We start from the raw sequence: 19,519 nt of genomic DNA on the forward strand, positions 1-19,519 counted from the left end.
AAGCAAAATGAAAGAATTATTTAAAAATGCATTAGTTAACAATGTCGGGCGATTAGTAGCAGGTCTACTATTTACAATAGTATTAGGAACGATTACATCCGTAGTAATTGAACCTGTGAAGAAGGTGGTTGAGATACCGAACCAAATATCAGAGTTGCAGGGTAATTTTGATAACAATATGCTAAGTTTTCAATCAAGCCAAAAGCAGTTTGTAGAATCCTTAGAAAAACAAGCACTAACGGATAGTGTGATACAAACTGAATTAGAAAAGATAAACCTCTCTCATAAATCACTTTCAAGAGAAGTGGCTATAGTTCAAACAAAATTGGGAACTATAAAGGATGAATTACCTGCATTGCATCAGCGGTTTAGTGATATAGAAAACACAGTAAAGCATGCCCAGGCAATCAATGAGTTTACAGCTAGTTTTAATTCCAATAAATTTAAGAGTGGGCGGTTTAATGCCTGGCGAAAAGGTATAACCATACCATTAAAAGTAAATGTTCAATATGATAATTATCCAATAGTAGTATATCAAGATACTTTGAATAATATCCAATTACAGGACATCGCCTATCAATCATTTAATTCCAGTTTATAATGAGTAAGCCACTAATCAATCAAGTTAGTGAGGGAATTCAGTTTGCGCTTGGTATCGAATCTGAAACCAAGGGTGAATATGTTCCTAAATTAAAGAAAGTACCTCGTGTTAAAATTCCTGCTACCAAAGAAGAGAAACGCAAAGCATACATAGCAAGGCGCAAAAAAGCAGGTTTTAACAGACGTTTTCGTAATGTAGAAAACGGTCAACGTAGAACTAATAAGCTAAATAAGAAGTTTCATCGAGGCCTTAGAATGCTGCATCATAAAAGTCGTGAGCATAAATCTTTAAAGCATCAAATCCGATCTAACAAAAAGGCCATTACTCAATTACGAAAGCAACTACGTAATCAAAAGCGTTTAGTGCAACGAATGATGAAGCTTTGGGAGAGAAAAAATAAAGCACAATTGCGTAAGATGAATGCTTCTTTTCGCAAACAACTTCGAATAAACCAGGCTAAAGCATTTAAGAGTTATGCCAGGCAATTATCAAAAAAAAAGCGCACATTATCCTTGGCGAACACTCGAAGAAACGCACTAGCAAGAAGACGAGCATTAAAGCGTCCAGGTACTTTGCGCAAAAAAAGGGCTATGCGTTACCGTGGCAGAAAATCCTCTACGGTAAAGAGAAGATTAACATCTAGGCGAAGAAGTGTAAGGCGACCTACCAGGCGTAGAATAATCAAACGCTCATCCAAGCTTAGAATGATTCGCAGACGACCTACTAGGCGTAGAATAATCAAACGCTCATCGAAGCGTAGAGTAATTCGCAGACGACCTACTAGGCGAAGAGTAATCAAACGCTCATCAAAGCGTAGAGTGATTAGCAGACGACCTACTAGGCGTAGAATAATCAAACGCTCATCAAGACGCAAAGTAAGTCGAAGAACCCTAAAGAGAAGCATGAGCAGACATATGTCTCATGTTCGTTCTAAAGCTAAGTCTCGCAGAAGAAAGAAACGCTCTTTATTGAAGCGAATATTTGGGCGAAGAAGACGCAGATGATAAGATTAACATTCATACATAAATCGCAATTGAAAGATGAATATTAAGAAAACAGCAGAGCATTTACAGAGGTTGGGGCAACCGTTCGATGTCATTCTAGTAAAGGATGGCGTTGAGCGGCAACTTTATACAAATGAGCAGCCAGGAGAAAAAACAGAAGCGTTGCTGCACGAAGTGATGGAGGATTGGAAACCTGATGGAATTATAATTCAGGAGAAAAAAAGAAATGGTTCATGCAATAGAAAAACAGAAAGATTCAATTTAGCACTCAACGGAATAGAAGAAATGCAGCCAAATAATGTAATGCCACAACAATCGAATGTTCCAAGTGAATTTAAGGATTATCTAATTACCGAACTAAAGGAGAAAAATGCCAAGCTAGAAAAAAAGCTTGACAAATTTGAAGTCGAAAACGATGAACTTAAGAAAGCCAACTTTGAATTGGAAAAAGAAAACCGATACAAAGACAAGGAATTTGAGCTTGATAAAAAAGGCATAGAAGTAGAAAGAAGTAACGGACTAGCAGGGGTAATGGAAACTGTAGGATCAAATCCTGCATTAGCAACTATTGCTGCCACAGCAATAGGACGTTTAATGGGTATTGATGTTCCTGCTATGGGATCAATTGAAGCTCCTGATACAGCTGCAGAAAGTACAGAAGCAAATGAGGGTGAAACCTTACAATTAAAAGTAGCTGATAATATTAAAAAATGGTTGGTAACCCAACCCGATGAAGTGGCATCAGAGTTATTTGCCTTGATGAATTTACTAGCTGTTGATATTTCTAAGATCAGTATTTGTACAACCTACCTAAATGAAATGCAATAATGAAGAATCTTAATATTCCAGTTCAGGCCAAAGTGAAAAATGCCATTGACGAAGTAGACATAACCACCAGTATTCAATTATTGGTTAAAAATGTAAGTCTTGAAAATCTTAAAGTACTGGCACAAAAGAGCAAGAAACCTGACATCAACAAAAAGATACAAACGTATAAAAAGTTTATGTAATGATGCCATTAATAGCAGCCGCCACAAAAGGCGACACCCTTAAAAAAGCAGGTATTGTAGTTGGAGGAATAGCTGTTCTAGGTTTATCGTACTGGGCATATAAAAGGTATGTTAAAGATGCGAATATTAAACAAGCAGCAAGTAAGTATGGTGATGGTTCAAAGGAGGGCCAAGCTGTAGAATATGCAGGTGTAATATACTCTGCCTTACATTCTGGATGGTTCAATATGACCGAAGATGAGAAAGCCATATACTCAACTGCATTAGCCATGCATAAAAATGGTGTTAGCATGAAAATGGTAGGGGATGCTTATCGCAAATTATACCAAAAGGAATTGGTTGTTGAGCTTAATCGCTTACTCGACCCCAAAGAACTAGCCGTGTTTAACAATGCACTCAATGGCAATTATAAAGCTGTTGGAAGTACAACATCAAGTGTACTAAAAACCAGTTCTAAGATTGCATTTCCAATACTAAATTTCATCCCAAATTACTAGATCAATGAATAAAGTTGTAGCAGTAGCAGGTTTAGCAGCATTGGGTTTATACTTAATGAAGAAGTACGAGAAACCGACTAATGAAGAAGTAAAGCCAACTGAAATTCCTAATATTTTCCCACTGAAAAAAGGGGACAATAATACATTGGTTAAAGATGTGCAGAAAGCTTTAATCAATAGAGGAGGTGAGGTTTCTCGCATGATATTAACCGATGGTGGAGCTTCGGGTGATTTTAACGAACAAACAGAGAAAGCCTTAATATCATTAGGTTATCCTGCGAAATTAGATAAGGCAACTTACGAGATGCTGATTAACCAGGAAAGCATATTACGCAATATCGCTTATGTGATTGATGTGGATGGTACAAACTTATTCACTGAAGTAGCCAATTCTAATACTCCAGAGTACGGCTATGGTCGTGATCCATTTACACAGGTTCCTGTTCGCACTTATTTAGGCACAAGCACTGGAAATTTTAAAAATGGAATGGCTGAAATCATTACCAATATTAACGTGAAACGTGTTAAGTTTTGGATTCCTACCGATAAGGTGGCCATGGTGAGTAAAGCCGAATATGAGATGATGAAAAGCTCTAAAATTCTTCCAAAGAGTGACCAAGTAAAAGCAAAACTACTAAAACTATAATCCAATGTTTGAACAGATTCTTAAAGAAATATTAAAGCATGAAGGCTATTATTCAAACCATTCTGCAGATGCAGGTGGAGAAACTTATAGAGGTATAGCTCGTAAGTTCCATCCATCATGGGCAGGTTGGTATTACATCGATGAAGCCAAACGCTCCAGAGGTTCTTTATCTCGCAACTATCGCATAGATAATCCTCAATTGGAAAAACTGATTGTTGATTTTTATAGATCGAAGTTCTGGACTAAAATACACCTTGATTCAGTTAAAGACAGCTCATTACAGCGCATCATATTCGATGCCTATGTAAACTCGGGAGGAAACGGAATCAAGGTGCTACAACGTACTTTAAACGAAAGCTTCGGTAAGAAATTGGGTGTTGATGGCGCACAAGGAAAAATGACTGTGGCAGCTATCAATAGTGTTAATCCGCAAGCCTTATTTGATGCTTACAAAGAAGCTCGTAAAAGATATTACCTGGCTATAGCTTCAGGTAAAAATGCAGTCTTTCTTAAAGGTTGGCTCAATAGGCTATCCTCATTCAATTATACAGCTGTTGGTTTATCCATAGCAGGTATAGCAGTAATTGGTGTAGCAGGTTTTTTTTTATAACGATGTTAAGCAAAAAGAATGAGCAAAGTAGTTGAATCCATAGGTACTGCAGTAGATAAAATAGGTGATGCATTTGATAAGAATTTCACCTCAAAAGAAGAGGTTTTAGAAAAAGTAAACGAAGCTAAGAAACACCTAGTTGAAGCACAAAAAAGTATTATCCTGGCAGAAGCAACAGGCAGTAAAATGCAGCGCAATTGGCGACCATTCCTAATGTACCTTTTTGGCTCTATCATAGCCTATAAATATACAGTAGCATCACTCTTATTTCACTTCTTTCAAATACCCGAACCAATATTGGTTCCTGACTTTTGGGAAACCATAAGGCTAGCCATGGGTGGTTATGTAATAGGTAGATCAGGAGAGAAGATACTACCACCAGTGGCCGAAATGGTTAAGAAAGCAGTCAAATCACGCAAAGAGCGTAGAGAAGAAAGACGAAATGAACGACAAAATTAAAGAAGCGGTTTATGTAGCTGCATGTGCAGCGGCCTTTTACACGGCAGCCAAGTATCTTAAAAAAGATACTACGGTTGCCGTGGTCTTAGGCTCAGCTGTTGGGCAAATATTCGCAACTCCTATAAATACAACAATATGATTACATCTCTTTTATTAGGTAACAAAAAGAACCTGATTATCGGTGGTGCAGTAGTTATTGGCTTAATCGCCTTGGTTACTGCATCTAGTGGTAGCTCTTCATCGCAACCTGCTTTAAATGGCTGCAATAAAAAGAAAACCACATCAAAAAAGACTGGAGGTAAAAAATCGGCAACACTTAAAGTGTGATTCATTACCAAACAGAATTATTGAATCAAGTTTCTACTGAACAGGTAGAAGCTTGGTTGCTTGAAAACCTTGTTCCAGACAACTGGCAGGGTAATAAATGGAGTTACGCATATTGGTACATGGAGAGAGAGTTCAATGACTAAAGAAGATAAATTTTACCACCACCTTGTTAAAACAATAACATCAGGAACTAGATACAATAAACATTCACTTGAAAAAGAGGGTGAGCGTTTTGGTATTGTTGATAAAACATGGGTTAAAGAATTATCGGAACTGGCATTAGTTAGTATTGGGCGACGAAGAATAGCAGATACAAAAGGTTTAAAGGTTACTTTTGATGCACTGGTTGACTTATACAATATTCAGCATAATTTATCATTGCGTACATCACACTCTATGATGTTGCAACAATACTCAACGCCTATACCACTTGCTTACTTGGCATCTAAGTATGTGATTGATGGCAAGAGCAATTCACGTTACTTTGAACCAAGTGCCGGTAACGGTCTATTAACCGTTGCATTTCCATACAATCAAACTTACGTTAACGAATTAGATTCTATTCGTTTATCCAACCTAAAAAGACAACCTTATAAAGTGGTGAGCAATCAAGATGCTACCTTACCATTTAAGAAGTATTACCAGTACTTTGATGGTATTGCTACTAATCCACCATTCGCTACATTGGACGAACCGATTAAAGCAGGTGGTTTCTTGATTAAGCACCTAGACCATGCAATGTCCATTACCGCTTTAGACACGATGAAAGATTCTGGTAAAGCAGCCATTATTGTAGGGGGGCATTCTTCTTATGATGCCAAAGGGAGACTAACAAGAGGTAAAAACCGCATTTTCCTGAATTATCTATACCACCACTATAATGTTGAAGATGTTATTTCTATCAATGGTAAAAAGCTTTATACAAAGCAAGGTACAGGGTTTGATGTTCGATTGATTCTGATTAATGGCCGCAAAGTTGAGCCCAATGGAGTTGCTCCACTTAAGAACTCTCAATTAACCGAAGTAATAAACTCTTATGAAGAGCTTTACGATCGTGTAGGCTTACGGGATATTGACATAAAAAAGAAACTCAAACTAAGAGCCAAAGCTTTAATAATATTACAAAAACAGGCACTATAATGAAAGGACTTATTACCATAGAAAATGGTGTATTATACATAGATCTAGCCCAAAAAGCGAGCGATCAATTGCAACAACGTTTGCGCGAGATGGGATTCAGGTCAAGAAATCATAAAACGTTCTTCCTTACCAAACCATTAAACGAAAGTAAGTGGGATTACCTTAATGGTATAATCCAATATGAGGGATTAGGGATGCCATACATACCCGCTGCAGAACAGGGCTTTATTTTAAATACCGTAGTTCCCGATTCTATGGGATATGAAATGCACATAGCCATTCGTAAGGTAAAAGCGGCCATTGGCAAACCATTGATTGATTACGTAAAAGAAAAGCTAAAATATAGCGACGAAGAGCTTTTGAAGTCACTTGCAGCCGAACAGGTTGATAGTGTAGCATTGGCTATCTACAATATTGAAGAAAAGAACCAGGGAATAATAATTGGTGACCAAACAGGTATTGGTAAAGGTAGACAAGCTGCAGCTATGATTCGTTATGGTATTATGCAGGGGATGAAACCTATCTTTCTATCCGAAAAGCCTAATTTATTTAGTGACCTGTATCGTGATTTGGTAGATATTCAATCAGACCAGTTTGACCCATTTATAGTAAACGCTAGGGATGCCAAAACCCATATCAAAGATAAGGATGGTAATATAGTGCATCAAGCATTACCAAAAGTACAGCACGATAAGGTGCTTGAATCGGGCAAATTAGGCAGTGATTATGATTTTGTATGTGCAACATACTCACAATTCAATCAACCCGAAAAAAAGCCTTTAAAACCGACCTTTCTACAGAAAGTGGCTAAAGGTAGCTTGATTGTAATGGATGAAGCGCATAATTCATCAGGCAGTAGTAATACTGGCTTGTTTATGCAAGAAGTATTAAGACTTACCAAAGGTGTTGTTTTTCTTTCTGCTACTTATGCAAAAAGACCTGATAATATGCCGATATACGCTCAAAAAACTGCCATGAGCGAAGCTAATATGACAAGTGATGATTTAGTAGAAGCTATTACCAACGGTGGAGTAGCATTACAAGAGGTTCTTTCTTCTCAATTGGTACTTGAGGGGCAATTAATCAGGCGTGAAAGAAGCTTCGAGGGTGTTGAAGTGAATTACTTCAATATGGATTCTCATACAAAAGAGCATACTAGAATTGCCGATGATGTAACAAGCATCATCCGTGATATTATTGCTTTTCAAGAAGTGCATATCGACCCTGTTGTAGATGAATTAGACGACATTGCAGCTGCAGAGGGTAAAGAGATTACTGAACGCATGGGAACTAAGAAAGCAGGTGTAGATAATATGCCGTATTTCTCAAAGGTTTTCAACGTTATTAATCAGCTCCTATTCTCTATTAAAGCAGAAGCCGTAGCAGATCATACCATTGAGTTGTTAAAGCAAGGATTTAAACCAGTGGTGGCCTTTGCATCTACCATGGGTGCATTTGTTGAAGATTTAGGAGAAATAGATGATATTGTGAAGTCCGATTTTTCAGGAGTACTGGAAAAAGCGTTGGATAGTGTTATGCAAATATCGGAACGTTTACCCGATGGTAAAACACAGAAAAAAAGCATTGAACTGGCAAGTTTACCACAACCATCGCAAAATGAGTACTACCGCATACTTGATAAAATAGATAGTATGAGCGTAGGCATTAGTGTAAGTCCTATTGACCTTATTGTTCAGAAAATTGAGGATGCAGGGTTTAAGGTAGGAGAGGTAACAGGCCGTAAAGTAGCATTGAAGTTTGGGGATTATAAAGTAACGCCTAAAGCTGACAAAAAATTAAAGCTTTCGGATATTCCTAAAAAGGTTAAACTGATTATGCCTGACTTCCAACAAAAGGCCATAGTAGGTAGTGAGGAACATTGGGATATACTAAAAGATTTTGAGGAAACCATTAAGCAAATGCCGAAAATAGGGCAAAGTACCAAAGCCTATAATGATGCCAAAAAGAAAACAGCCACGGTATTGCAATTGAATGACTTTGTATTTCCAAAGCTTCGCTATTTCTATGGTGAAAGCGAATGGTTTATAACAGAATGGGATGGTAAAGATACATTCTATGGCTACACTATTTTAAATGGTGATATGCAAATGGCAGAGTTTGGTTATATCTCACGTGAGGAAATTAAAACCTTATACAGAGGGCCACTAAAAGGGGGTATAGAACTTGACTTCTTTTTTGATGGTTCAAAACCATTAAGCTATTACCTGAACAGAAGATTAAACGGTCTTTCAATCAATACCAATGTGGCGCAGATAATGCGCAGAAAAAAGGAAAGCACTAACGACTTATTCCGTGAGTTTAATAACAACGAACTGGATTGTTTATTGATTAATCAAAGTGGTTCTACTGGCGCATCAGCTCATGCCATTGTTACCGATAAGGTAAAGGAAAGCGAAGTACGCAAACGTGTAATGGTTATTTTGCAAGCAGAGCTGAATATCAATACCGAAATACAAAAGCGTGGCCGTATTAATCGTACAGGCCAAATCATTAAACCAAGGTACGATTACTTAATATCATCCATACCTGCCGAAAAGCGTTTAATGATGATGTTAAAGAAGAAACTAAAGTCTTTAGATGCCAATACCACATCGAACCAAAAGAGTAGCGAAGAACAGCTTAAAAGTGATGATTTCCTTAATAAATATGGTTCAAAGGTTGTAACTGAATACCTGATCGAAAACCCGAAGCTAAACAAGGCATTGGGCGACCCTTTAAACCTTGGTGGTGACAAAGAAAAGACAAGCAGGGATGAAGAAAAACCACAAGACCATGCAGCACACAAAGTATCAGGGCGTGTGGCCATACTTCCAGTAAAAGAACAGGAACAATTTTACAAAGATATTATTGAGCGATACAACGAATACGTTGATTATTTGAAGCAAACCGATGAATACGACCTAGAGGTAGAAACGGTAAACTTACAGGCTGAAACACTTGATAAAAAGATTGTGAAAGCAGGTAAAGGAGGTACTTCAGCATTCAGTCAAGATACATTCTTGGAGCGATGCGAATGTAATGTGCTTAAAAAACCATTCAAACAGGCTGAGCTTGGTGTTGAATTAGCTAAACTAAGCGATGGTAGAACCAGTGAGGATATTAAAACTGAATTGATATTTGCTCTTGAAGACTTTGTTGCTGAACAAAAAACATCAGAGATAAATAACATTGAGGATAAGTACAATAATCTGATTAATAATGTATCGGAAGAACCTAAATTTAAGAAGTTAGCTAAATCAGAGCAATCAAATTATTTTCAGGTAAGAGGGAAAGAATTAGAAGATGCTCGTATTAAAGAACGTGAAGTAAAACTTCGTGCTTTAGATAATAAAAAGAACTTTATACAAAACATTATATCATTCTTTACATTAGGTCGTGGATTACAAGTTCCCTCACCTTTCTTTGATGGAGAAAGCACAAAAGCCATTTGTTTAGGAGTGGCCGTTGATATGAAAAAGAAGAACCCTTTTGCACCATCCGCAGTAAAGGTTCGTATTGCCATAGCCGATTCACGTAAACAGTTTATTTTAGCTTGCTCAGGAGATACAGGTAAAGAACTGGAACGCATACAGGCACGTTCTTACCGTTTGGATAACAATACAGCTAACAACATCTTAAATAATTGGGATGATTACACCAAAGCTTTTCAGGCATCAAGGCGTATTCGTTACATATTAACTGGTAACCTACTGCAAGCCGCAGGTGATAATGGGAAACTGGTATCTTATACAACTATCAATGGTGATGTAAAGAAAGGTGTGTTACTTCCTGAAAACTGGTCACCAAACAATAACAAAGGCAAAACCAATGAGGATGCGTATGTAATAGTTGCTGCCAAAGATGCTGCACATTACATAAAATCTATGAGTAATGGTAGTAGTATTTCAAGTGAGAATAACATTGGTATTTTCCGCAATCCGCAGGGCTTCAAATTCATTATACCCAAAGGTAGAGGTACACAGGCCATCTATAAGGATGCTGAAATAATTAAATTGGTAGAGGGTTCTCACGGTTTTGAAATGGTTTCAGGCTCAATGACTGGAATGGTTAGCGAAGAAAAGATAGCCAAGTTATTAGGCTTAATGAGTAACCGACACGGTGTATCATTTAAAGTGGGTAGACAGATATTTGAAAGCCAAATACAGCCACATCGCAGAGGGTACAGTGATAACGACCAATTAACCATTGATGCTAAAGAAACACTAGCAAAAGACAAGAAAACCTTTGATTCTAAGATTGAGAAACAAAGCTCAAAGAAGAAACCAAGTAACAAAGCTCGAAAGTTGAAATTGTTAAAGCTTCGTGCAAAAGCAATCATCATTAAACAAAAACAAGCAGCTTAAAATATATTCCTATGTTAACAATCAATAACTACAAAGAGAAAACAGCAAAAGTAAACTTTGCCAAACAGCCCGACTACATTAAAGATGCTCACAAAGACTTTGCCGATTACGCAGAGTTCTACGATGAAGATAAGGACATACAAGAAATGTTAGATAATCATATGAAGTTGGTTAATGATATTATAAAAAGAGAGTATGCTAATCAACAAAAACAACTTAAGTGTTCCAAAAGTGTTCCAAATCGTTCCAAAACGTCCCAAACCGTTCCAAAGCATTCTAAAACTTTAAAAACAACTGTTGCAAAAAAGGCTACTCCAACAAAAAAAATCAAAAAATGTAACAAGGAAGAAATTCCTAAATGCAAGGTTGAGCCAATTAAAACAGAGCATTATACCGAAGATGTACGTTTGATCCGCAGATTTGCAGGTTGCATAGGTAAAGAACGTCAACGTAGAACTATTCTTACTATTTATCGTGATTTTGAACGTAGAATAACAGAGCGAAAAGTAAGCCGTATAAGTAAACATGCTGGCTTAGTTGTTCAGTGTTCCAAGAAAATGGCGGCCTTACTGGATGCAATGACAAAGCAGAAGTTAACACATGCGACTATGGAGCTAGACGATAAGTTTAGTAAAGAAGTAACCGCAGCATCAAAAGAGCTTGCTATTCGTACATCGGTTAATTTGCTTAAACGCTTTGTTGGTATTGAGGGTGAAATAAAACCCGATAGAGATAAAGTAAAACGAATTGCAGATGCATTTACTAATGCAAACTTAAAAGGCAAATTAGAAAAAGGAGACTTCTATGAGAAAGAAATATATGCAGCTCATTTTGCAATGAAAAACTACCTAGAGGGTAAAACAGATATAGTGGCTATTGAACCAACGGCTTTAAGCGGTCTTGATAACGTGTTCTGTGTGGGAAAGCCTAAAGCCACTGCCAAAAAGAAGCCAAAGAAGAGCCTTGGTAGTGGTGAGCCTAGTAAAAAGAAATCAGTAAAGAAGAAAGCTAAAAGAACACAGTTAAATGGAGTTGAAGATAAATCAACTCCAGAAAAACTCAAGGAACAGGTTATGGAGCCAAAAGGATTCGAACCCTCGGTACAAGAAGAACCAATTGTTGTTAGTCGATTTTCAGTGGAGCTAAAACCTGAAGTTCCTGCTAGAGTAGATGGTGTTGAAGATAATGAAGAAGTAAAATCGGAGCTATTCACACCTATTACTGCAGAAGTAGCAGACAATGGCCAAAGTAAAATTGAACTACCAACCGATTTAGGTAAGTTTTTAGGGTATGTTGAGCGATATGAGTACTCAATATTGCTGCGAGGTGAAAAAGGGGCAGGGAAGAGCCGTATGACCTATCAAATGATGAATGTATTTGCTAAAGCAGGTTTCACAGTTGGTTGTTTTTCACTTGAGATTGGCAAGCAATCTAATATTGTAAAAGATATGCGTGACACTTACATATCTCCAACAATAGCTGATAAAGTACAAATAGCTGATGCAGCTCCAAATGGCCTTGATGATATTAGGGCAGCAGCAAAAATATTTGATGTAGTTTGTATTGATTCCTGGGGAAAGATACCTAACATTAAATCAACCGATTTTGATGACTTAAGAAAGGAGTTCCCAAAGACCATGTTTATCATCATTTTTCAGTCTACAACAAATGGTACTGCAAGGGGTGGTTCAGGTCCTGAATATGATGCAGGAATTGTTATCCAGGTACAAGCAGGGGGTAAAGCTATTTGTGAGAAGAATAGATATAGTGGTGAAGATTTGACTTATTTGGTGTTTGAAAGAAAATTATTAGACACAAATACTCAAAAAGTCAGTTAGTTTAACTGCCTTAAATCAAAGATCCCATTTTTTTAAATAGAATTGGGATTCAACTTTATTTTCTATTGTATTTGGTAAATCAGGATAAAAATCAATACCAGTTAGTGTTTCTATAGTATTTACAGGAACAGCATATTCCTTAAATTCTCCTGTTGCTCCGATATGGGGTAGAAGAAAACCAATTGAGTAGGCTTTCTCTCCTTCAAATCGTAAAAGCACCTTATAAAAATATCCTGGAATTGTAACGTTATTTTTACCAATCTTACCTAAGTTATTAATAAATACTGGACCTGTGGCAATGTATATCTGTTCATGTAAAATTGCTTGTTCTCTAACCCAAGATTCCAAATGTTCCCAAATACCTCTATTAAATGATGGTAATTGGGGGCTCATATTTGATAGTAAGAATGATTCTCTATTTGCTTTTTCGGAGGTGTTATTATCGCCTGCAGGAGAGAGGTGTCCCCTATCAAATCCGCTAGAGGTGTAATCTGCTAGAGTAGCACTACCTAGAATAACATTATGATCTTCTTTAAAGCAATCACACCTATTTAATTTTGATAGAGCTTCAATTCTAGTAAGGTCATAGGCAACCCAATCGGGTTGTTCATGAATATCATTGTACGATATTATGAATTGAGAATAGTTAATAATCTGATGGTTTCCTTTTGATCTAGGAATGCAATTAAAGTTCTGAGCATACAATTGTACTGAAATAATACCTAGCACTATGAAGAAAAAATATTTCATATTAATAACAACTTAACAGGGACAAAATAAGTTCATCTATTTTGTAAATTAGCCATTTTTCAATAAAGAATTAGGTGGCCACCAGTGAAATTTTAGGTCACTGGTGATTATTTAAATGTACCTTGGTTTTATTCATTATCAACTCACATTAAGCTAAAATATATAGGTTTTAAACAATGCTCATGAAATAAATAGTTTTTATGATTGGTAAAAGGATGGTGTAAAACATACAAATCCTTTCAGAGTTTTCGGTTGTTTCAAATGTCCAAGGTTATTTAAATTACACAATCCTTCAAATACATAAATGACTGTGGAGGCTTGGCGTTAAAATCTTCTTTAATACAAAGTGCTTCCTTATACATTTTAGTCTTTTTGATTTTTATTGCATAACCATTTTCTTTATTCGAAAAATAATCAAAAAAGAATCCCCTACTTATACCTGAAAAGTCTTTAGTCTTTTGCCACAATGAATCTAAACCTTCATTTAATATAGAGTCTATTTCAAATTCTCCAATTACTTTCTGAACTGGGGAGGATGCATATACTACAATCGTTTTTACATTTGTGTTTTTAAATAAAGTACGTCTAAATTCATATTTTTTTGAGCCATCAAATATTTTATATGCGTATTCAGGTTTAATCGACAATAATACTTTCATTAGTTTGTGTTTCCTTTAATAAAATTAAAAACTGTTCTCTTGTTATCCTTCTTAATCCCCTCAATTCATTTTCTTCTCCAGAAATAATCTTTAAATTTAATAGGCTCTTCCTATTTAATCGCGCACCGACTGCGAAAGAATATACATATAGGAACTTTATTATAAAGGGCCTGTAATTGCTATAATTCCAAAACTCTTTAAGATAATTGTCGGTAAATATACTACGTTTTCTGCATTTTAAAATAAAATCATTTTCATCCTTTATATTGTCGATCTTTTCTTCAACGATTCCAATTGTCGTTATTACGCTAGTATAATATGCGGACTTGCCAGGTGTTTTTGTTCGATAAAAAACAATAATATCTCCTTTCTTAATATCCCTTTCAATAGACCTACATATATATGACTTGCTTATCGCATTTCGATGTGGTTCATTTTCAATAAAGTCCTTAGGGGATTCATCATTTAAATAAGAATCTGGCAAGAGTTCTGTATGATATTTTGGATAAATAGGGACTAAAAATACATTTGTATTAGTCGAGATGTAAGGGTATGATATCTTAGGATTATTAGAGTTATATTCAGGAATGAAATCCTTTGTCAGAACCACTTCCCCACCTTTTTTTCCATGTCTTTTGAAGCCCCAATCTTCAAGCAAATTAATAAGCCTAATCTGTTCTTCTGTCTTTTCAAATATTGTTACATAAATCTCATCTACCTTATATTGAATTGCGTTATCCAAAATTATTTTTAAAAATCGTTCACCAAGGCGAACTCCATTACTTACGACTTTAAATGTCCCAATTTTCAATCTCTTTTTGGGTAGGAATTTTGGTTCAATATCACTGTAATTTTCATCCCTATTTTCTACTTTTAGATAAAGAAAAGATAAGACCTTCCCCATATTTCGTGTTACATATGCTGTCTCATCTGCTTTTTTATTAAACCATTTATCAAAGCCTGGATAATCTTCTCGAAATGAATCAAAAAATAAGTCGTTAATATCAATTTCTCCAAAAAGGTTCTTTGTTACACTTAATACTTTGTAATTAACTAATTCAGGGTTTTCTGAAACAACTTTTTCTAAAAAAGAGTCAATGGTAAATACTTTATCTGCTATATCTAAGAATGCAGCTTTTTTATGTATTTTCTTATCTTCAGTTACTAATATGTCAACTCTGTCGTTATAGACTTCATTTAATAAACTAGTATCATTTTTATCATTACTACCATTGTCTATTTTATTAGAAACATTTATAACTTCATCAGCAAGTGGGGCAATCGTTTTTAATAAGTAATAACTTTCCAGTTTCACTTTCAGACTATCGACCGTCTGCTTATTTTTATTTTTGCAGATCTCTTCAATAGTTATTGGATGAATACATTTAGTATATCGTCCTTTATCTAACCACTTAAATAATATGCCAATATCTTGATTTATAACACGTGGTGTCTCTCTATGGATAATAATATTTGTATCTAATAATGCTTTCATTTCGTACTGTTTTTTTTCTTTACATATGAGACTAATACTTGAATAATATAACTAATTCTTGGCCATATAAAATAGCTAACTATTATTAACCCAATAGCTATTGATAAGTAGACTTCGAATGGAAGGTTTTTCCAAAATGTTTTTGAAATAACTTCTACGTTAAGGTTTTGTCTAAACGAAGGAATAAATAAAAGAATTCCACATATTAAATTTACTAGCACAGCTAAGGCAAATTGACCTGCTCCAATGCGTTCCTTTGAAAATATTGAGAAGAATGCATAACTATCCTGCTTTTCTTTCTTGTTAAAAACGACAACAAGCTCATCTTTTTTCACCCTATTATCTCCTAAGTATTTCTTAAAAGAATCGAATTCTAATGTTCTTATATTCTTTAATGTACTAGAATCAAAAAAAGTTAAGTCATATGAATTAGGAAGTATATTAAAAGCAAAGCAAGCTTTTATATTGCAAAGTTTTAGTTCGTTAAAGTCGATCATAGAATCTTCAGGTAAATTTCGTCTTTCATTTACCTTCAAATCATAAATTATTGTTGATCGGCTTATTCCTGTTTTGCGAGTTGAAAGTAGATCAATTTTGGGTTCTATATAAAAACGGAAATATAAACTTGTTTTATCAATTCGTTCGATCGTTTTTAGATTTTTAATATTTATTGAGATGGAAACAATCTTAGTCGCACAATCAATTGACGATTCAATTGGAATCATGCATAGAGGATCCCTATTCTCAAATTTTTGTATTACTCCATTTTTCTTTTGTCCTCCATCCAAAAATTCATGACCAGATAGGGAGTCATTGAAAATGAACCTGCTATTTTCAGATTCTTTAAGCTTATCGTATAAGTCTACTATTAAGTGGTTACTTGAGATCCATGGTATATAAAACATCAAGGTAACTCTTTCGTCTACTATATCAAATGCATCTTTTATCTCTCCTCCAAATTCGATGAGTGCAGAATTGTCTTTAAACTCCCATGTGCAAATATGAAATCGTTCAAGCCCATTTTTATTTGTTTTTTCTGTAAATATGAAGTAATTGTTTTCCATAAATATAGTTGTATAACTATCGTTAGTCAGGTGTTGCTCAAATGGTGTATCAGTTTATACTGCATTCTTTACATTTAGTACCTGTTCTACCATAAATTGTATAAAAGTTATATGTCTTTATTTCTTTAGTAATGCATCTTTAAGCTTTAAACCAAATTCTGTTTCTACTTTTTTATATGGGTCAATCTTTCTTTTAGGGTTTTCTATGGCATCTATTTTTGATAGTTTAAAAATAAATGGTTTCTGAAAGTTTTGTGGAAGTACATCTATTACATATTGACATACTTCTTTTGCTAGGTCAATTCGTACATTTCGCATACAAATTTCAACAAAATGAAATAATCCCTCAAGGCAGCTATGTCTATGGCCTGAATTCATTGCTACTAAATTTTCTTCTTTAGCTAATCTATATAGCTTTAATCCTGGATATTTAAATAGTTCTTTGAATCGGTCTTTTTGGGTATTGTAGATTTTGTTATATTGCTTTCTTGATAAGTCACCATATCTTAACGTTTCTTTTAATTCTTCTCGCTCTCTTACTATTAAAACTGTTGAGTAAACCATTAAAAGCCCAAGTAATTCAATGTAAATATCATTATCAATTTTTGGTTTGGTTAAGAAGTAATGTTGTAATATTTCGACTGCTTTAGCTTTCATCTCGTCAGATCCTTCAGTCCAACAATACCTTGAATAATGTTTAACATACTCATTGTTTGTGTCGAATTGATGATAGTAGTCATCGTAAAGCTTAATTGCCTTTTCAATTTTATTTTTGTGAATTACTAAATAGGAAGAGAAGTTCACAACTGCTTTGATTTTTATTGCTTCTGGGCATTGCTCTCTATTTAATATATACCTGTATTTATTCTCAATCACCTCTTCAGAGCTAACAATTCTACTTGAGTCCGCATTTTCTAAAAGGGCCCATTCTGTATTTAATGACTTAGAATTAGAAATAAGTTGAAATCGGCTTGTTATATTACCCTCATATTCAGGTCCTTTGTTTTCGTAATACTTCTTCATTAACCTGTATATATCAGTAGAATATACTTTAAAGAAGTCTTTATCGATTAATTCAATTATTTTAAGCTTTATTAATTCATTTAGTGCACCTTGGAATTCCTCCTCTTTATCTTCCTTATTCAGAATGAAACGAAGTTTTTCAATTAAGTTTGTTAAATCATCTTCAGTTGTCAATAAACTGACAGCAACAAACATATTTTTGGCATCAGCAGATAAATAGTCATATATCCTATCATATAGAAAGTTTATAGCAGCTTTAGTCGATCTTATATCATAACTTAAAGTCTCTTTGATAGAGCCTTTTTGCCCTAATAAAACTACAAATTGAAAAATAAATAGCGGACGACCGCTTGTAATTTTATGTATCTTACCTAGGTTATCCTGGTCAAGAACCTCTTTCTCAAGGTGACTGATATTGTATCCTGGTAATTCAATTTGAGCAGCTTCAATTAAGAATTTTTTAGTCTCGTCAATGTTGAGTTCGTTTGTTTTTATTTCCTCCCCTGTTACGAAAGTGGCTGATCTTGTTGTTAATACTACTTTATGATGATTAATGTTTAGCTTTTTAATGAATTCAATAATAGCTTTATTCTCTTTTTTGGAGAAGGTTTCAAAGTCATCAATAATTAATAATAATTGGCCCTCAAAATCTAATATAGTAGAAGAGTCGTATTTCTCATTATTACAAATGATTTGATTTGTATAACTGATTAAGCCTTCTAAAGAATCTAAACTATTTTCAATATCATGTATTGCTCCTTTGTAATAGTTGTAGTATCTATCTTTTGCAGAAATAAAAATAATATAGTCAAAATATTTTGAGGTATCGTTAGATAAGTCTTCACATAAACTTTGAATTGTTGCGGTTTTTCCGACCCCACCATGCCCCCAAATTGTGGCAAAAACGGATGATTTATTTTTCAACAAAAATTGTTTAATCTGTGCTTTGATTCCAATATCTATGAATTTTTTGTAATTCTTGTCGAAATTATTAATTATGGTACCGCTTGCAGTTTTTCGTTTATGTTTATCGGTACTAATTAGTAATTTACCGAACTCTTCTTTATCTTTTAGAATTATGCCTGTCTTTAGTAATTGGTTGTATTTTGTTCTTCCTGTCAATTTCTCTTCTACGGAGGAAAATAAATATGGATCACCTTCTTCACTCAATTCAATAAAAGGTGATAATTTATGATACTCATTGTTTTTATTTAGTATATAGATACTATTGAGGTCAAAAAGATTTGAATTAATAGGGCATTTCCATGGTGCATAATTAAATCCATCGGGTTTGAAGTTGATTCCAAAATATCCATTTTCACTTTTCCCTTGTACTAGGATAAGATCATGAGGTTCATTAAATATAAAAAATGTTGATCTTTCAATACTTTCGATTAACTCTATTAGAGTAGAATTAATGTCATTTGTATTATCCTCAAAAGTGTAACCGTGTCCTATTTTTTCGTTTCTAATTTTAGGATATTTATCGATAGATCTATATAAGTCTTTCTCTTTTTTATTACCAAAGACTTCTTTATCCAGATCTAGTTTTCGAGCAGTAGCAGCAATACTTCCAATAGAAGGTCTTAATATACTTGATATACAATACTCTTTATCATCAGGGTTTAGCTTTTCCCAATTTTTATTCCAAAAATACGCCAATGTTATTATTAGTGAGTACTCAAGTTTCGATTGATAATGAATTTTTAAAGATTCGGTCTGATTAGTTCCTTCTAAAAAATTTATTTTTTGGTTTAATTTACTTAAGATGTTATTCATTTTATCAAAATTAGTTTTGGTTTCTAAGCAACAACATAAAAACAATCATCACTATCGATACCTTTGAGAAAGTTTTTATTGTATAAAAGTAAAATTATATATTAATAGATGTCAGTTATTCTCTAATATAAATTTATTCTTAATTAGAGTTAAGTTAATGACAATTTCCCATAACTATTTTGATAAATAATGCCGTCGTAAGTTATGTTCTTTAATCAATTTCCTTGCAAGTTGCATGTCTACTTTAATTCCC

At 34.6% G+C, this 19,519-nt stretch carries 18 protein-coding genes; 13 read left to right on the top strand and 5 right to left on the bottom strand.

Annotated features, from left to right (window positions below; all coding sequences use genetic code 11):
• Nucleotides 1-7 precede the first annotated feature (7 nt).
• From A8B35_RS12560 to A8B35_RS12615, 13 genes are read left to right on the top strand one after another with little or no spacing between them, the layout of a single operon-like run.
• Nucleotides 8-601, top strand: coding sequence for a hypothetical protein (locus A8B35_RS12560; RefSeq protein WP_075603115.1), 594 nt, complete (start codon nt 8-10; stop codon nt 599-601).
• Complete coding sequence (locus A8B35_RS12565; RefSeq protein WP_075603116.1) at nt 601-1,605, top strand: hypothetical protein; 1,005 nt, start codon at nt 601-603, stop codon at nt 1,603-1,605. The genes A8B35_RS12560 and A8B35_RS12565 overlap by 1 nt, the downstream gene beginning before the upstream one ends.
• Before the next feature lie 36 nt (nt 1,606-1,641).
• Nucleotides 1,642-2,433: a hypothetical protein gene (locus A8B35_RS12570; RefSeq protein ID WP_075603117.1), complete on the top strand. Its 792-nt coding sequence runs from the start codon at nt 1,642-1,644 to the stop codon at nt 2,431-2,433.
• A complete protein-coding gene (locus A8B35_RS12575) occupies nt 2,433-2,615 on the top strand; it encodes a hypothetical protein (protein WP_075603118.1) in 183 nt (60 codons plus the stop codon). Before A8B35_RS12570 ends, A8B35_RS12575 begins: the two co-directional genes overlap by 1 nt.
• Nucleotides 2,615-3,112, top strand: coding sequence for a hypothetical protein (locus tag A8B35_RS12580; protein WP_075603119.1), 498 nt, complete (start codon nt 2,615-2,617; stop codon nt 3,110-3,112). The genes A8B35_RS12575 and A8B35_RS12580 overlap by 1 nt, the downstream gene beginning before the upstream one ends.
• 4 nt (nt 3,113-3,116) lie before the next feature.
• Nucleotides 3,117-3,758, top strand: a complete 642-nt coding sequence (locus tag A8B35_RS12585; RefSeq protein WP_075603120.1) for a hypothetical protein — start codon at nt 3,117-3,119, stop codon at nt 3,756-3,758.
• A 4-nt stretch (nt 3,759-3,762) separates the two neighbouring features.
• Nucleotides 3,763-4,368: a glycoside hydrolase family 108 protein gene (locus tag A8B35_RS12590; RefSeq protein WP_075603121.1), complete on the top strand. Its 606-nt coding sequence runs from the start codon at nt 3,763-3,765 to the stop codon at nt 4,366-4,368.
• Between the two features lie 18 nt (nt 4,369-4,386).
• Complete coding sequence (locus tag A8B35_RS12595; protein WP_075603122.1) at nt 4,387-4,827, top strand: 3TM-type holin; 441 nt, start codon at nt 4,387-4,389, stop codon at nt 4,825-4,827.
• Nucleotides 4,811-4,966 carry a hypothetical protein gene (locus A8B35_RS23350; RefSeq protein WP_171973204.1) on the top strand — a complete coding sequence of 52 codons (156 nt, stop codon included), beginning with the start codon at nt 4,811-4,813 and terminating at the stop codon, nt 4,964-4,966. Before A8B35_RS12595 ends, A8B35_RS23350 begins: the two co-directional genes overlap by 17 nt.
• The gene (locus A8B35_RS12600) at nt 4,963-5,154 is read left to right on the top strand and encodes a hypothetical protein (RefSeq protein WP_075603123.1); all 192 of its coding nucleotides are present in this window, start codon (nt 4,963-4,965) and stop codon (nt 5,152-5,154) included. Before A8B35_RS23350 ends, A8B35_RS12600 begins: the two co-directional genes overlap by 4 nt.
• Before the next feature lie 60 nt (nt 5,155-5,214).
• Nucleotides 5,215-6,294: a hypothetical protein gene (locus tag A8B35_RS12605; protein WP_139314887.1), complete on the top strand. Its 1,080-nt coding sequence runs from the start codon at nt 5,215-5,217 to the stop codon at nt 6,292-6,294.
• A complete protein-coding gene (locus A8B35_RS12610; RefSeq protein WP_075603125.1) occupies nt 6,294-10,658 on the top strand; it encodes a strawberry notch-like NTP hydrolase domain-containing protein in 4,365 nt (1,454 codons plus the stop codon). Before A8B35_RS12605 ends, A8B35_RS12610 begins: the two co-directional genes overlap by 1 nt.
• Before the next feature lie 11 nt (nt 10,659-10,669).
• A complete protein-coding gene (locus A8B35_RS12615; RefSeq protein WP_075603126.1) occupies nt 10,670-12,496 on the top strand; it encodes a hypothetical protein in 1,827 nt (608 codons plus the stop codon).
• A gap of 15 nt (nt 12,497-12,511) precedes the next feature.
• Here the strand turns inward: A8B35_RS12615 and A8B35_RS12620 are convergent, their stop codons facing one another.
• The 5 genes from A8B35_RS12620 to A8B35_RS12640 form a co-directional block, all read right to left on the bottom strand.
• Nucleotides 12,512-13,246 (bottom strand): DNA/RNA non-specific endonuclease, encoded by a 735-nt coding sequence (locus tag A8B35_RS12620; RefSeq protein WP_083634440.1) that lies wholly within the window; start codon nt 13,244-13,246, stop codon nt 12,512-12,514.
• Nucleotides 13,247-13,521: 275 nt separating this feature from the next.
• Nucleotides 13,522-13,905, bottom strand: coding sequence for a hypothetical protein (locus A8B35_RS12625; RefSeq protein ID WP_075603128.1), 384 nt, complete (start codon nt 13,903-13,905; stop codon nt 13,522-13,524).
• Complete coding sequence (locus tag A8B35_RS12630; protein ID WP_075603129.1) at nt 13,883-15,400, bottom strand: PIN domain-containing protein; 1,518 nt, start codon at nt 15,398-15,400, stop codon at nt 13,883-13,885. Before A8B35_RS12630 ends, A8B35_RS12625 begins: the two co-directional genes overlap by 23 nt.
• Nucleotides 15,397-16,464, bottom strand: a complete 1,068-nt coding sequence (locus tag A8B35_RS12635) for a hypothetical protein (protein WP_075603130.1) — start codon at nt 16,462-16,464, stop codon at nt 15,397-15,399. Before A8B35_RS12635 ends, A8B35_RS12630 begins: the two co-directional genes overlap by 4 nt.
• A 117-nt stretch (nt 16,465-16,581) precedes the next feature.
• Nucleotides 16,582-19,266: an NB-ARC domain-containing protein gene (locus A8B35_RS12640; RefSeq protein WP_075603131.1), complete on the bottom strand. Its 2,685-nt coding sequence runs from the start codon at nt 19,264-19,266 to the stop codon at nt 16,582-16,584.
• Between the last annotated feature and the right edge of the window lie 253 nt (nt 19,267-19,519).

The organism is Saccharicrinis aurantiacus (genome assembly GCF_001660705.2).
GTDB classification, from domain to species: domain Bacteria; phylum Bacteroidota; class Bacteroidia; order Bacteroidales; family Marinilabiliaceae; genus Saccharicrinis; species Saccharicrinis aurantiacus.